The organism is Rhodococcus sp. W8901 (assembly GCF_013348805.1).
Classification (GTDB): domain Bacteria; phylum Actinomycetota; class Actinomycetes; order Mycobacteriales; family Mycobacteriaceae; genus Prescottella.
The window spans coordinates 3,864,861-3,879,209 of the sequence record NZ_CP054690.1 but is presented as its reverse complement, the minus strand read 5'-3'; the positions used below and the strand labels follow the sequence as shown (position 1 = coordinate 3,879,209).

Annotated in this window: 12 protein-coding genes; 8 read left to right on the top strand and 4 right to left on the bottom strand. The window is 69.6% G+C overall.

Annotated features, from left to right (window positions below; genetic code table 11):
* The first annotated feature begins 23 nt into the window (after positions 1-23).
* A complete protein-coding gene (locus tag HUN07_RS18120) occupies positions 24-1,130 on the top strand; it encodes a D-alanine--D-alanine ligase family protein (protein ID WP_174911628.1) in 1,107 nt (368 codons plus the stop codon).
* A 72-nt stretch (positions 1,131-1,202) separates the two neighbouring features.
* Here HUN07_RS18120 and HUN07_RS18115 read toward each other — a convergent pair whose 3' ends face one another.
* Positions 1,203-1,805, bottom strand: a complete 603-nt coding sequence (locus HUN07_RS18115; RefSeq protein ID WP_114722496.1) for a DUF3515 domain-containing protein — start codon at positions 1,803-1,805, stop codon at positions 1,203-1,205.
* Position 1,806: 1 nt separating this feature from the next.
* Positions 1,807-2,052 carry an Lrp/AsnC ligand binding domain-containing protein gene (locus tag HUN07_RS18110; RefSeq protein ID WP_114722495.1) on the bottom strand — a complete coding sequence of 82 codons (246 nt, stop codon included), beginning with the start codon at positions 2,050-2,052 and terminating at the stop codon, positions 1,807-1,809.
* Between the two features lie 201 nt (positions 2,053-2,253).
* Here HUN07_RS18110 and HUN07_RS18105 point away from each other — a divergent pair, with 201 nt between their 5' ends.
* From HUN07_RS18105 to HUN07_RS18090, 4 genes are read left to right on the top strand one after another with little or no spacing between them, the layout of a single operon-like run.
* Positions 2,254-3,267 carry a thiamine-phosphate kinase gene (locus HUN07_RS18105; RefSeq protein WP_174914846.1) on the top strand — a complete coding sequence of 338 codons (1,014 nt, stop codon included), beginning with the start codon at positions 2,254-2,256 and terminating at the stop codon, positions 3,265-3,267.
* Positions 3,268-3,276: 9 nt separating this feature from the next.
* Positions 3,277-3,798: a gamma carbonic anhydrase family protein gene (locus tag HUN07_RS18100; RefSeq protein ID WP_114722494.1), complete on the top strand. Its 522-nt coding sequence runs from the start codon at positions 3,277-3,279 to the stop codon at positions 3,796-3,798.
* On the top strand, positions 3,798-4,475 hold the full coding sequence (locus HUN07_RS18095) for a uracil-DNA glycosylase (RefSeq protein ID WP_174911625.1): 678 nt from the start codon (positions 3,798-3,800) through the stop codon (positions 4,473-4,475). Before HUN07_RS18100 ends, HUN07_RS18095 begins: the two co-directional genes overlap by 1 nt.
* 28 nt (positions 4,476-4,503) lie before the next feature.
* A complete protein-coding gene (locus HUN07_RS18090) occupies positions 4,504-5,244 on the top strand; it encodes a hypothetical protein (RefSeq protein WP_147283536.1) in 741 nt (246 codons plus the stop codon).
* 27 nt (positions 5,245-5,271) lie between these two features.
* Here the strand turns inward: HUN07_RS18090 and HUN07_RS18085 are convergent, their stop codons facing one another.
* Positions 5,272-6,066: an enoyl-CoA hydratase/isomerase family protein gene (locus HUN07_RS18085; RefSeq protein ID WP_114722491.1), complete on the bottom strand. Its 795-nt coding sequence runs from the start codon at positions 6,064-6,066 to the stop codon at positions 5,272-5,274.
* 158 nt (positions 6,067-6,224) lie between these two features.
* Positions 6,225-6,416, bottom strand: coding sequence for a 50S ribosomal protein L28 (gene rpmB / locus HUN07_RS18080; RefSeq protein ID WP_031940602.1), 192 nt, complete (start codon positions 6,414-6,416; stop codon positions 6,225-6,227).
* Between the two features lie 313 nt (positions 6,417-6,729).
* On the opposite strand from rpmB, the gene HUN07_RS18075 reads away from it, so the two are divergent.
* The 3 genes from HUN07_RS18075 (at position 6,730) to HUN07_RS18065 (ending at position 14,325) form a co-directional block, all read left to right on the top strand.
* Positions 6,730-8,373 (top strand): DAK2 domain-containing protein, encoded by a 1,644-nt coding sequence (locus HUN07_RS18075; protein ID WP_254622586.1) that lies wholly within the window; start codon positions 6,730-6,732, stop codon positions 8,371-8,373.
* 91 nt (positions 8,374-8,464) lie between these two features.
* The gene (gene recG / locus HUN07_RS18070; protein ID WP_174911620.1) at positions 8,465-10,720 is read left to right on the top strand and encodes an ATP-dependent DNA helicase RecG; all 2,256 of its coding nucleotides are present in this window, start codon (positions 8,465-8,467) and stop codon (positions 10,718-10,720) included.
* 197 nt (positions 10,721-10,917) lie between these two features.
* Complete coding sequence (locus HUN07_RS18065) at positions 10,918-14,325, top strand: pyruvate carboxylase (protein ID WP_114722488.1); 3,408 nt, start codon at positions 10,918-10,920, stop codon at positions 14,323-14,325.
* Positions 14,326-14,349 lie beyond the last annotated feature (24 nt).

The window sequence follows — 14,349 nt, the reverse complement described above, 5'->3', positions numbered from 1 at the left end:
CCCTCGACGGTACGGTTTGGGGCGTGAACAATCCGCGTACCAGGGTCGCCGTCGTCTTCGGTGGCCGCAGTAACGAGCATTCGGTGTCCTGTGTCTCCGCCGGCAGCGTCCTGAGGAACCTCGACCCGGACCGGTACGAAGTGGTACCGATCGGCATAACCACGGACGGCGCCTGGGTCCTGGGCTCCACGGATCCCGCGGACCTCGCGATCCGGGACCGGTCGATGCCGACGGTCGACGCGGAGGGCACCGCCCTGGCACTGACCGCGGACCCCACTCGTGCGGGCGCGCTGGTGAGCCTCGACGAGACGCAGGCCGGCCAGGCGCTCGCCTCTGTCGACGTCGTGTTCCCCGTCCTGCACGGCGCGTACGGCGAGGACGGCACGATCCAGGGGCTGCTCGAGCTCGCGGGCATTCCCTACGTGGGTCCCGGCGTCCTGGCCAGCGCGGCGGGCATGGACAAGGAGTTCACCAAGAAGCTGCTCGCGGCCGAGGGTCTGCCGGTCGGCTTCCAGGTGGTGCTGCGCCCGGGCACCCCGACGCTCACCGACGAACAGAAGGAGCGGCTCGGTCTGCCCGTGTTCGTCAAGCCGGCGCGGGGCGGCTCGTCGATCGGGATCACCTGTGTCGCCGACTGGTCGCAGCTGGACGCCGCCGTGGAGCACGCGCGCTCGCACGATCCCAAGGTGATCGTCGAATCCGGTGTCGTCGGCCGCGAGGTCGAGTGCGGTGTCCTCGAGTTCCCGAACGGCGACGTGCGTGCGAGCGTCGTGGCCGAGATCCGTATGCCAGACACGGATGGCGACGAGTCCGCGTTCTACGACTTCGACACCAAGTACCTCGACGACATCTGTGAGTTCGACGTCCCGGCCAAGCTCGACGACGACGTGAGCGCGGAGATCCGAGAACTCGCCGTCCGCGCGTTCCGCGCCCTCGACTGCCAGGGCCTGGCGCGTGTCGACTTCTTCGTCACCGCCGACGGGCCGGTCATCAACGAGATCAACACGATGCCCGGCTTCACGTCGATCTCGATGTTCCCGCGGATGTGGGACGCCGCGGGCGTCGAGTACGCGACGCTGGTCTCCACCCTCGTCGACACCGCACTCGCCCGCGGGACGGGACTGCGCTGAGGCCGGCGCCCGACCGACACGCGAGTTCGGCCCGAGCTCAGCTCGAGCCGAACTCGCCCTGGCAGGGTACTTCTAGGGGTTGGGAACCGGGGCGGGGTCGAGCGGCTTCTGCGGCATCGACGCGGAGATCGCGGCGGAGGCGTCCTGCAGCGGCGTCGGGCCGGATCCGTTCGGAACCGTGAGCGCGACGTAGACGCCGCGGTCCACGGCGTACCACGTGCTCGCGTCGATGCCCTGCGCGGCGCCCGAGATCTCGAACCACTGCACGCCGTCGACGACGTTGAGCACGGACGCCTGGTGGAACTCCGGCGGGCGCTCGAGACCGCATCGCAGCACGACGGGCTCGCCCTCGGACGGCTGCCACGCCGCGGTGGCCTCGGGTGCGGGATCGCGCAGCTCGGCACGGGTGTAGTCGCCCATGTCCTCGGGCAGGTTCTCCATCAATGCGTTGCACTCGGCCGACTGCGCGGCGGGCGCCTGGACGGGGCCGAGGCCGACGGGCTCGGTCACCGGTGTGCGGCCGGCGATGGCAGCTGCGGCGATCACGCCGACGACGAGGGCGACGGGAAGCGCGATGGCTGTCGCGATCAGTGCGGGGCTGCGCTTCTCCTTCTCCTGCGGCTCCGCACGGTGCTGTTCGGTCTGCTCGGATGGGGTGTGTTCGGGTTCGGACATCTCAGTTCTCGGTCGGTGCGGTCGGTGCCGCGATCTGGCAGGTCAGGATTCGGGTGATGCCCTGAACCTTCTTCATGTCGTCGACGACGTCGGACAGTCCGTTCTCGCCGTGTGCGCCCACGCGAGCGATCACGTCGTAGGGTCCGACCACGTCCTCGGCGGAGTCGACGCCCGGGATGCGCGAGAGCGTGGCCGCGACTGCAGCGGCTTTGCCGACCTCGGTCTGAATCAGTACGAAAGCCTGCACCGCGGGTCCGTCCCTTCCCGTCGTCGTGCGCCGGTATCTCGGTAGAGTCTCGAGAGATCCGGGACCCCGGAACGCCGCCTCCGGCATTCCGTGCCGGGATACCGGCCGCAAATTAAAAGGTACCGCAGTCGCGGGACTCGAACCCGTGACCCGGCACGGCTGGACCCATCCACCACCGGGACCGACGCTGGGAGGCCGATCATCGACACCGCAGGACCCAGGCGCGACGACGCCGATCGCACGGTCGCCGACATCGGCGAGTTCGCGGTGATCGGACGGGCGGTCGAGGGCCGCCGGCAGCCGGCGACCACGCTCCTCGGGCCGGGGGACGACGCCGCGGTGGTGCGCGCGGCCGACGGCAGGGTCGCGGTGTCGGCGGACATGCTGGTCGAGGGCCGGCACTTTCGCCTCGATTGGTCCACTCCCGAGGAGGTGGGCCGAAAAGCGGTGGCGCAGAACGGCGCGGACATCGCCGCGATGGGTGCCCGGTCGACGGCCTTTCTGGTGTCGCTGGGCTGCCCCTCCGACACCCCGGTGTCGGTGGCTGCAGGGATCTCGGAAGGAATCGGGCTCGCGGCCGAGGCGCTGGGTGCCGGAGTGGTGGGCGGCGACCTGGTGCAGTCCGACCACGTCGTGGTGTCGATCACGGTGCTCGGGGACCTCGAGGGGCGCGCGCCCGTTCTCCGGTCGGGAGCCGTTCCGGGCGATGTCGTCGCGGTTGCGGGCACGCTCGGGCGGTCGGCCGCGGGGCTCGCGCTGCTGCTCGCCGATCTCGCGCGTCCGGGGGAGGACACCGACGAGGTGTCTGCTGCGCTCGTCGCCGCACACCGGGTGCCGACGCCGCCGTACCGCGCCGGCATCGAGGCCGCCCGCGGTGGCGCGTCGGCCATGACCGACATCTCCGACGGACTCGTCGCGGATCTGAGTCACATCGCGGAGGCGTCCGGAGTCCGGATCCGGATCGACCGGAACCGGATCGAGCTCGATCGGATGCTGGTCGCCGCGGCGCAGCGGGTGGGGGTCGATCCGTGGGACTGGGTCCTGACCGGCGGCGAGGACCACGCCCTCGCCGCGACGTTCCCCGCCGGGACGGCCCCGCCCGACGGGTGGACGGTGATCGGCGAGGTCGCCGGCGATGAGGACGGTCCCGCGGTGCTCGTCGACGGACACCCGTGGACGGTGTCCGGCGGCTGGCAGAGCTTCGACGCGGGATAGGTTGCAGGCATGGCTATCTACGCACTCGGTGATCGCGAGCCGGACATCGCGCCGGACGCATACGTCCATCCCGACGCCGTCGTGATCGGCGCCGTCACGCTGGGGTCGGGCGCCTCGATCTGGCCGCAGGCAGTCCTGCGCGGCGACTACGGCACCATCAGTGTCGGCGCGGGCACCAACATCCAGGACGGCACGATCGTCCACTGCACGTCGATCGACGCCACGATCATCGGTGCCGGGTGCGTCGTCGGACACAATGCGCACATCGAGGGTGCGACGATCGGCGACAACTGCCTCATCGCGTCCGGATCGGTCGTCCTCAATGGATCCGTCGTCGGCGCGGGTTCGGTCATCGGTGCGGGAGCGGTGGTCCCGTTCAAGTTCGAGGTGCCGCCGCGCAGCATGGCGCTGGGCGTGCCGGCGAAGGTCCGCGAGGGGTACGAGGTTCCCGAGGGACACCTCGACCTCAACGTCAAGCTGTACCAGGCCAATGCCGCATTCTACCGTGACGCGCTGCGCAGGCTCGACTGATGGGGGCCAAGGCGCTGGGCGATCTGGTCGATCCCGGATGGGCGAAGGCCCTCGCGCCCGTCGAGGGTCGCATCGCCGAGATGGGGGAGTTCCTGCGCGCGGAGATCGCGGACGGTCGTAGCTACCTTCCCAGCGGGGAGAACGTCCTGCGAGCTTTCACGAACCCGTTCGAGGACGTGCGGGTGCTGATCGTGGGTCAGGATCCGTACCCGACTCCGGGTCATGCTGTGGGACTGAGCTTCTCGGTGGCACCGGACGTCCGGCCGGTGCCGCGGAGCCTGAACAACATCTTCGCCGAGTACACCGACGACCTCGGCTACCCGACCCCGTCCAACGGCGACCTCACGCCGTGGACCGAGCACGGCGTGCTGTTACTCAACAGGGTGCTCACCGTCGCGCCCGGTGACGCCGGCTCGCACCGTCGCAAGGGCTGGGAGACGGTGACCGAACAGGCAATCCGGGCACTGGTGGAACGGCAGGCGCCAATGGTGGCGATCCTGTGGGGGCGCGATGCGTCGACGCTGAAGCCGATGCTCGGCGACGTCCCGACCATCGAGTCGGCGCACCCGTCGCCGCTGTCGGCGCGGCGCGGATTCTTCGGGTCGCGCCCGTTCAGTCGCGCCAACGAACTGCTCGCGGATCTCGGTGCGGACCCGGTGGATTGGCGGCTGCCGTGAGGACCGGTTCGTCGTCAGGGTGTCGATCATGACCACACCTGTCGAATCCGTCCGCGTGCTGGACACGGAAGACGGTCAGGTCCTCGAGATCGGCAGGCGGTCGCGCCCGGTTCCCCGCCGGTTCCGGGTCGCGACGGTCGCCCACGAGGCGAACCGAGTGCACCTGCACTCCGACGACGGCCGGATCCTCGCCGCGTCGCCCGGGCAGTTGTCCATCGTCCCGTACCTCGTGCCGGCCCAGGAAAATCCGCACTACGAGGAGCAGGACGAGCGGGCCTTCCTCGATGCTCCGAACCTTCCGGCCGCCGATATCGAGGTGTCGGGTTCGGACGTGCCGCTGAGCGATCCGGTGTTGGGTGAGATCGTCGTGCGAGTGCCGTCGGTCATGGGCTACACGGCGGAGATCCCGGAGGCCGGCAGGTTCGGCGGTCGGCCCGTCGGGGTGCTGTTCGACGGCGTGAGCCGCGCGCGGATCGAAGAGTTGCTACCGGTGGTGCGTGACATCCTGGCGGATCTGACGGCGGTTCACGATGCGGCCGTCGGCTACCTGTGGGAGTGGGGGCGTGACGAAGGCGACACCGACGAAGATCGTGCGCGGTTCGTCGCCGGGTTCGGCGTGGAGGCCGTCACCGTCTACCACTCGGGCGATTTCGGGATCGATCTCTCCGACGACGAGGGATTGTTCGAGCAGGCCTTCATGGATGGCTACTGGCCGAAGGTGCACCTTCGTGCGGACCGGACCCCGGTCGCCGTGACCGTGGAGGCCTGACGGGCGACCGGGATCCGCGGATCGCAACTACGCGTTGCGAACGGACGAGAAGTCCGGGCGGCGCTTCTCGACGAACGCGTCGACGCCCTCGCGTCCGGTCGGGCCGTCGGCGGCCGCGGAGATCGACGCGGTCTCGGCGTCGAGCTGCTCGGACAGCGTGTTGGTGCGGCTGCTCGTGAACAGTGTCTTGATGCCCGAGTACGCGGCGGTCGGTCCGGCGGCGAGGGTGCGTGCCACGCGCAGCGCCTCGTCGTACACCTGATCGTCCTCGACGAGGCGGCTGAGAATTCCGAGACGCACGGCTTCCTCGCCGTTCAGCACCGCGTCGGTGAGGAGGATCTCGCGGGCCCGGGACGCGCCGACGACCCGGGGGAGCGTCCACGACATGCCGCCGTCCGGGGTGAACCCGATGGACGGGTACGCCGGACGCAGCTTGGTCGACGTTCCACCGATCGCGATGTCGGACAGGCACACGATGCTCATGCCGGCGCCGGCCGCCCACCCGTGGACGGCCGCGACGATCGGAACGGTCGTCGCGTCGAGCGCGCGGACGAACTCGTGGAACGCGGCCGCCACCTCGCCGACGAACTCGCCACGCTTCTCCGCCGACGCGAATGCCCGTACGTTGCCGCCCGCGCAGAAGTTCGCGCCGTCGCCGGCGAGTAGCACGGCGCCGATCTCGCTGCCGGCCTCGCGCAGGGCGGTGGTGGCTTCGGTGATTCCGTCGATGTCGAGAGAGGTTCCGTTCGCGGAGGTGGCCACGGCCACCCGCAGGACACCGTCCTCGATGCGGACATTGCTCGGTGCGTCAGTTGCAGTCACGTGAGCACAGTAGCCGCCGGACCCGAACCGATCGGAAGTTCGGTCCCACCTACCGCGACGGATCCGTACCCGACCTGCCCTGATCTGCCCCGAAGACGACTGAACCCCCGACACCGAGGGTGTCGGGGGTTCAGTCGAAGACTGTCCTGGTGGCCGAATCAGCCGCGGACGACCTTGCCTGCCTTGAGGCAGGAGGTGCAGACGTTCAGCTTCTGGGTGTTGCCGGGGGCAACCTGAGCGCGAACGGTCTGGATGTTCGGGTTCCAGCGACGGTTGGTACGCCGGTGCGAGTGCGAGACCGACTTACCGAAGCCGGGCCCCTTGGCGCATACGTCGCAGACGGCAGCCATAGTCGCGAACTCCTTGTGATAGTGAAACATTGTCTTGTGCTTGCCTACGAACACGCGAAGTAGAACCACTCGTGCGAGGCAACCCTGCAAGGGTAACCGCATCTGCACGGATTGGCCAAATCATCGGACCCACGGAGAAAACACACACCGTCGGGCCCAAGAACGAAGGACGCGAACGAACGTACACGGTCGCCGCGCTCGGGCCACCACGGGTATGTCGGACCCACCGCTAGGCTTGGCTGCCGGGGCCACCTCTTCTATAGGGAGCGTGTCCCGTCAGCGTGTGGAACCGGTGCAGGGAGAGGACAGGCGATTGCTCGAGGTCCTGGAGACGGTGGACGGCACGGCGCTGCACCGATGGGCCCGCGCCTGTGCCGCCGGTATCGAGAAGCACTGCGACGAGATCAACGACCTCAATGTCTTCCCCGTGCCGGACGCCGACACCGGAACCAATCTGTTGGCGACCATGCGGTCGGCGGTCGACGCACTGTCTTCTCTGGGCAGTGCCGCGGCGAGCGCGTCCGGCGTCGCGAAGGCGCTCGCGCGCGGCGCGGTGACCGGTGCCCGCGGAAACTCGGGGGCGATCCTCTCCCAGGTTCTGCGCGGGGTGGCCGAGGCCGCGGACACCGATCTGATCGATGCCCGGACACTGCGCTCGGCGTTGCGGCATGCCGCGGCCCTCGCGCTCGAGGCCGTGAGTGTTCCGATGGAGGGCACGATCGTGACCGTTCTGGCGGCGGCCGCCGACGCGGCCGAGCAGGGGCACGCGGACGCGCGGCTGTCCGAGATCGCGACGCTGGCCGCGGACGCGGCCGCCGAAGCGTTGATGCGCACGCCGACGCAGTTGGACGTCCTCGGTGCGGCCGGTGTGGTCGATGCGGGCGGCCGCGGGCTGGTCGTCATCCTCGATGCCCTGGTCGAGGTCGTCACCGGGCAGGCCCCGGAGCGTGCCCCGTTCCGGACTCCGGGCGCGGACGAGCGAGACGGCGAGAACACCTGCGTCGTCGACCACGTCGCGCATGCCGTGTCGGGCCAGGACTACGAGGTGATGTACCTGGTCGCGGAGACGGACGCGGACCACATCGCGCGACTGCGCGCGCGGCTGTGCGAACTGGGCGACTCGGTGGTCATCGTCAGTGACGGCAGCGACGGTTCGGCCACCTGGTCAGTGCACGTGCACTGCAGCGACGCCGGTGCCGCGGTCGAGGCGGGGCTGGACGCCGGCCGCCTGCGCGGTGTCCGGATCACGTGTTTCGTGCTCGACGCCACCCGCACCGAACGACCGCGTGAGCTGGGGGCGGCTCCGCGCGCCGTGCTGTCGGTCGTCGAGGGTGAGGGTGCGGCGGAACTGTTCGCGCAGGAGGGTGCGCACGTGCTGCGGTCCGACGGCACGATCACGCGGGCGCAACTGCTCGCCGCGATCCGCGCCACCGGTCACGGTGAGGTGATGGTGCTGCCCAACGGCGCACTCGCCGCCCAGGACCTGGTCGCGGTCGGCGCCCAGGCGCGTGCGGACGACCGGGAGGTCGTGTTCCTGCCGAGCTCGTCGACGGTCCAGGCGCTGGCGGCGATCGCGGTCCACGACGCCGATCGGATCGCGGTCGACGACGCATTCGCGATGTCGGAGGCCGCTGCGGCCACGAGGTGGGGCTCGCTGCGGATCGCCGACGAACGCGCGCTCACCTACGTCGGGACCTGCGAGCCGGGCGACGGGCTGGGGCTGGTCGGTCACGAGGTGGTGGTGATCGAGCGGGACGTCGCGGCGGCGGGATGTCGTCTCGTGGATCTCGTCCTGGGTGCCGGCGGCGAACTGGTGACCATTCTGTTGGGCGCAAAGGCCGCCGACGAGCTGGGGGAGCGGGTCGCCGGCTACATCACGTCCCGGCACCCCGGTGTCGAGGTCATGGTTTATACAGGCGGGCAGAGCCGCGACCTGTTGCAGTTCGGGGTCGAGTAGAGGGCGAGTGGATGGCGACTGTGTCGATGCGATGGGCAACGGGGCTGCGATGGGCGACGGAACGGGATGCGCGCGGTCAGGAGGACTTGGCATGGCGACGCTGAGCGACCGGCTCGACCACCTGCTGGGTGCGAAGACCGCCGACGCCCTCGGTGAGGCGTTCGACATCCGTACGGTCGAGGACCTGCTGCGGCACTATCCGCACCGGTACGCGGCGCAGGGTCGGGAACTGACGGAGAAGGAACCCGAGGAGGGCTCCCACGTCACGATCATCGCCCGCGTCGTGTCCGCGGATGTCGTGAACATGAAGAGCCGACGCGGGCAGATGCTCAAGGTCGTACTCGCCGCGGAGTCGCAGAGCGTCGACGTCACCTTCTTCAATCCGCACAAGGTCAAGCACGCGGTCCGCAAGGGCGTGCGCGCGATGTTCTCGGGCACCGTCAAGTACTTCCGGGGCAAGTGGAGCCTGACCCATCCCAGCTACCTGATCCTGCCGGAGCCGGAAGAGTCCGAGGATCCGATCGTGCCCATGGCACACGTGCAGGGCGCCGGGGCGCTGGCCGGGTTGGCGCGCGCCACGCAGGATTCCGGGGCGGCGGTGGACATGTCGATATTCGATCGCGAACTGATTCCGCTCTACCCGGCCACTCGTGAGGTCGAGAGCTGGACCCTGCTGCGGTGCGTCCGTCAGGTGCTCGATCAGCTCGACGAGGTGGAAGATCCCCTGCCGCGATCGATCCGGGACGAGCACGGGCTGATCGGGCTCGACGAGGCGTTGCGCACGGTCCACCTCCCCGACACCCGTGACGACATCGCGCGGGCGCAGGAGCGTCTCCGGTTCGACGAAGCCGCGGCGCTGCAGCTGGTCCTGGCCCGGCGTCGGCGGGACGTCGCGGCCCGCGTCGCGCCGCAGTGTCCGGCGAAGCCGGACGGCCTGGCCGCGGAGTTCGACCGGCGGTTGCCGTTCGAGCTGACCGACGGGCAGAAGGAGGTGGCGCAGGAGATTTCCGCCGACCTGGCCTGCCCACATCCGATGAACCGGTTGCTGCAGGGCGAGGTGGGCTCGGGAAAGACGATCGTCGCGCTGCGGGCGATGCTGCAGGCCGTCGACGCCGGGTACCAGTGCGCGCTGCTCGCACCCACCGAGGTGCTCGCCGCGCAGCATGACCGGTCGCTGCGCGCGATGCTCGGACCGCTCGGGATCGCGGGTGAACTCGGCGCCGAGGACCTTGCCACCAAAGTCACCCTGCTGACGGGATCGATGTCGACAGCCTTCAAGCGCGCCGCGCTGCTCGACATCGTGACCGGCGACGCCGGCATCGTGATCGGTACGCACGCGCTGATCCAGGACAATGTCCAGTTCTTCAACCTCGGGTTCGTCGTGGTCGACGAGCAGCATCGGTTCGGCGTCGAACAGCGTGACGAACTGCGCTCCCGGGCCCGTGACGGACTGAGCCCACACCTGCTGGTGATGACCGCGACGCCGATTCCGCGCACCATCGCGATGACGGTGCTCGGTGACCTCGAGACGTCGACGCTCCGGCAGCTGCCGCGCGGCCGCTCGCCGATCGTGAGCAATGTCGTCGCGGCGCGGGAGAAACCGCAGTGGGTGGCCCGGGCGTGGGAGCGGATCCGAGAGGAGGTCGCGGACGGCCGCCAGGCGTATGTCGTGTGCTCGCGGATCGGTGACGGCGACAGCGAAGCCGACATGATCAAGGCGGGCAAGGAGCCGCCGGACACCAAGTCCGCGGTCGAGCTGTTCGACGAGTTGAGGTCCGGTCCCATGCGCGACCTGCGGGTCGGTCTGCTGCACGGGCGGCTGCCGTCGGACGAGAAGGACGCGGTGATGCGCGACTTCTCGGAAGGCGCGATCGACGTGCTGGTCTGCACCACGGTGGTGGAGGTCGGTGTCGACGTCCCCAACGCCACGGTCATGGTGCTCGTCGACGCGGACCGCTTCGGCGTGAGCCAGTTGCACCAGTTGCGTGGCCGTGTGGGCCGCGGTGACCATCAGGGGCTGTGCATCCTCATCACCGAGATGCTTCCGGGGTCACCTGCCTTCGAGCGGCTCAGTGCCGTCGCAGGCACCAACGACGGATTCGAACTGGCCCAGCTCGATCTGCGGCAGCGGCGCGAGGGCGACATCCTGGGGTCTGCGCAGTCGGGCAGTGTCACGACACTACGACTGCTCTCGCTCCTCGAGCACGAGGACGTCATCGCCGCTGCGCAGGAATTTGCGCGCCGGGTCACCGAGTCCGATCCGGACCTCACCGAGCATCCCGGACTGGCGGCGATGGTGACGTCCGCGCTGGACGCCGAGAAGATCGAATTCCTGGAGAAGTCCTAGCCGGAGAACCGTGCCGGATCCGGCCACGCGGAACCGCACGAACGGTCTGGCGGGTGTCTGTCCAGCACGGTTCTTCTCTTGTTTGCAAACTTGCCAATTTTGCACGTCAGGGGCGAGATTTGTGAAGCTTGCGAAGCATCCCGCATCGTGAGAGGGTGCCTCCGCGGAGTGGCCTGCGGCACGGTACTTTTCTTCCCATGTTCACCAAAGTTCTCGTCGCCAACCGCGGCGAAATCGCGATCCGCGCGTTCCGTGCCGCCTACGAACTGGGCGCCGGAACGGTCGCGGTGTTCCCGTACGAAGACCGCAACTCGGTGCACCGTCTGAAGGCCGACGAGGCCTACCAGATCGGCGAGGTCGGCCACCCGGTCCGCGCGTACCTGTCGGTCGAGGAGATCGTGTCGGCGGCCGAGCGGGCCGGCGCGGACGCGATCTACCCGGGCTACGGGTTCTTGTCGGAGAACCCGGACCTCGCGGCGGCGTGCGCGGCGAAGGGCATCACCTTCGTCGGCCCGTCGGCGGAGATCCTCGAGTTGACCGGAAACAAGGCGCGCGCGATCGCGGCGGCGAAGGCGGCGGGCCTGCCGGTGCTGGCGTCGTCCGAGCCGTCGGCGGATGTCGAGGAGTTGCTCGCGGCCGCGGAGGACATGGAGTTCCCGGTCTTCGTCAAGGCCGTCGCCGGCGGTGGCGGACGCGGCATGCGCCGGGTCGCCGAGCGCGCACAGTTGCGCGAATCGATCGAGGCCGCCTCGCGTGAGGCCGAGTCGGCGTTCGGTGACCCGACGGTGTTCCTCGAGCAGGCGGTGATCGACCCTCGCCACATCGAGGTGCAGATCCTCGCCGACGGCCAGGGCGGGGTGATCCACCTCTTCGAGCGGGACTGCTCGGTCCAGCGCCGTCACCAGAAGGTGATCGAGCTGGCGCCGGCACCGAATCTCGATCCGGCGCTGCGGGATCGGATCTGCGCGGACGCGGTCGCGTTCGCGAAGCAGATCGGCTACCAGTGCGCCGGCACCGTCGAGTTCCTCCTCGACACCCGCGGCAATCACGTGTTCATCGAGATGAATCCGCGGATCCAGGTGGAGCACACGGTCACCGAGGAGATCACCGACGTCGACCTGGTGCAGGCGCAGCTGCGCATCGCGTCCGGCGAGACCCTCGAAGATCTGGGCCTGTCCCAGGACGCGATCACGATCCGCGGCGCGGCCCTGCAGTGCCGCATCACCACCGAGGACCCGGCCAACGGATTCCGTCCCGACACCGGCCGCATCACCGCGTACCGCACCCCGGGCGGCGCGGGCGTCCGACTCGACGGCGGCGCGAACCTGGGCGCCGAGGTGGGCGCCTACTTCGACTCGATGCTCGTCAAGCTCACCTGCCGCGGCCGCGATCTCGAGGCCGCCGTCGCGCGGGCCCGTCGCGCCGTCACCGAGTTCCGTATTCGCGGTGTGTCGACGAACATCCCGTTCCTGCAGGCGGTGCTGGACGACGCGGACTTCCGCGCGGGACGCGTCACGACCTCTTTCATCGAGGAGCGCCCGGAGCTGCTGACCCTGCGCAGCTCGGCCGACCGCGGCACCAAGATCCTCAACTACCTCGCGGACGTCACGGTCAACAAGCCGCACGGCGCCCGGCCGACCACCGTGTACCCGCAGGACAAACTGCCGGCGATCGACCTGTCCGCTCCGGCCCCGGACGGCTCCCGCCAGAGGCTGCTGGCGCTCGGTCCCGAGGGGTTCGCGAAGGCACTGCGCGAGCAGAAGGCCCTCGCGGTCACCGACACCACATTCCGCGATGCCCACCAGTCGCTGCTCGCGACGCGCGTTCGTACCTCCGGTCTGCTCGACGTCGCCGGCCACGTCGCGCGGATGACCCCCGAACTGCTCTCGATCGAGGCGTGGGGCGGCGCGACCTACGATGTGGCGCTGCGGTTCCTGCACGAGGACCCCTGGTACCGCCTCGCCGCGCTGCGGGAGGCGGTGCCGAACATCAACCTCCAGATGCTGCTGCGCGGTCGCAACACCGTCGGCTACACCCCCTACCCGGAGAAGGTGACCCGCGCCTTCGTGCAGGAGGCCGCCGACACCGGTATCGACATCTTCCGGATCTTCGACGCCCTCAACAACGTCGACCAGATGCGTCCCGCGATCGAGGCCGTCCGCGAGACCGGCACCACCGTCGCCGAGGTGGCGCTCTCGTACACCGGCGACTTGTCGAACCCGAACGAGAACCTCTACACCCTGGACTACTACCTCCGCCTGGCCGAGGAGATCGTCGAGGCGGGTGCGCACATCCTGGCGATCAAGGACATGGCCGGACTGCTGCGCGCCCCGGCCGCGGCGAAGCTCGTGTCCGCGCTGCGTTCCAACTTCGACCTGCCCGTGCACGTGCACACCCACGACACCCCCGGTGGCCAGCTCGCGACCTACCTCGCCGCCTGGCAGGCCGGTGCGGACGCCGTCGACGGCGCCGCCGCCCCGCTCGCCGGCACCACCAGCCAGCCCGCGCTCTCGGCGATCGTCGCGGCCGCCGCGCACAGCGAACACGACACCGGCATCGACCTCCAGGCCGTGTGCGACCTCGAGCCCTACTGGGAGGCCCTGCGAAAGGTGTACGCGCCGTTCGAGTCCGGCCTGCCGGCCCCGACCGGACGCGTCTACACCCACGAGATCCCCGGCGGGCAGCTCTCGAACCTGCGCCAGCAGGCCATCGCCCTCGGGCTCGGTGACCGGTTCGAGGAGGTCGAGGCCAAGTACGCCGCCGCCGACCGCATGCTCGGCCGCCTCGTCAAGGTCACCCCGTCGTCCAAGGTCGTCGGCGACCTCGCCCTGCACCTCGTCGGCGCCGACGTCGCGGCCGACGAATTCGCCGCCGACCCCGCCAAGTTCGACATCCCCGACTCCGTCGTCGGATTCCTGCGCGGCGAACTCGGCACCCCGCCCGGCGGCTGGCCCGAACCGTTCCGCAGCAAGGCCCTCGAAGGCCGCGGCGCCGCGAAGCCGGAAACCCCGCTGACCGCGGAGGACGAGAAGGGTCTGTCGGGGTCGTCGAAGGAACGCCAGGCCACGCTCAACCGGCTGCTGTTCCCCGGCCCCACCAAGGAGTTCGAGGAGCACCGCGACAAGTACGGCGACACCTCGCAGCTCTCGGCCAACCAGTTCTTCTACGGCCTGCGCCGCAGCGAGGAACACCGCGTCAAGCTCGGTAAGGGCGTCGAACTGCTCATCGGACTCGAGGCCATCTCCGAACCCGACGAGCGCGGCTACCGCACCGTCATGTGCATCCTCAACGGCCAACTCCGCCCGGTGTCGGTCCGTGACCGCTCCATCGCCAGCGAGGTCCCGGCCGCGGAGAAGGCCGACAAGAACAACCCCGCCCACATCGCTGCGCCGTTCGCCGGCGTCGTCACCCTCGTCGTCGGCGAGGGGCAGCACGTCACCGCGGGCGACACCGTCGCGACGATCGAGGCCATGAAGATGGAGGCGGCGATCACAGCACCCCGCAGCGGTATCGTCACGCGCGTTGCCATCGGCGGCGTCCAGCAGGTCGAGGGCGGCGACCTCCTGGCGGTCGTCTCGACACGGGAGACCGCCGGCAACGACTGACGACCAGGCGAGTGAACAGGACTG

Coding starts and splice junctions, on each gene's coding strand:
- rpmB (WP_031940602.1), bottom strand. CDS start 6,416: ATGGCTGCCGTCTGCGACGTATGCGCCAAGGGGCCCGGCTTCGGTAAG.
- HUN07_RS18065 (WP_114722488.1), top strand. CDS start 10,918: ATGTTCACCAAAGTTCTCGTCGCCAACCGCGGCGAAATCGCGATCCGC.
- HUN07_RS18095 (WP_174911625.1), top strand. CDS start 3,798: ATGGGGGCCAAGGCGCTGGGCGATCTGGTCGATCCCGGATGGGCGAAG.
- HUN07_RS18090 (WP_147283536.1), top strand. CDS start 4,504: ATGACCACACCTGTCGAATCCGTCCGCGTGCTGGACACGGAAGACGGT.
- recG (WP_174911620.1), top strand. CDS start 8,465: ATGGCGACGCTGAGCGACCGGCTCGACCACCTGCTGGGTGCGAAGACC.
- HUN07_RS18100 (WP_114722494.1), top strand. CDS start 3,277: ATGGCTATCTACGCACTCGGTGATCGCGAGCCGGACATCGCGCCGGAC.
- HUN07_RS18115 (WP_114722496.1), bottom strand. CDS start 1,805: ATGTCCGAACCCGAACACACCCCATCCGAGCAGACCGAACAGCACCGT.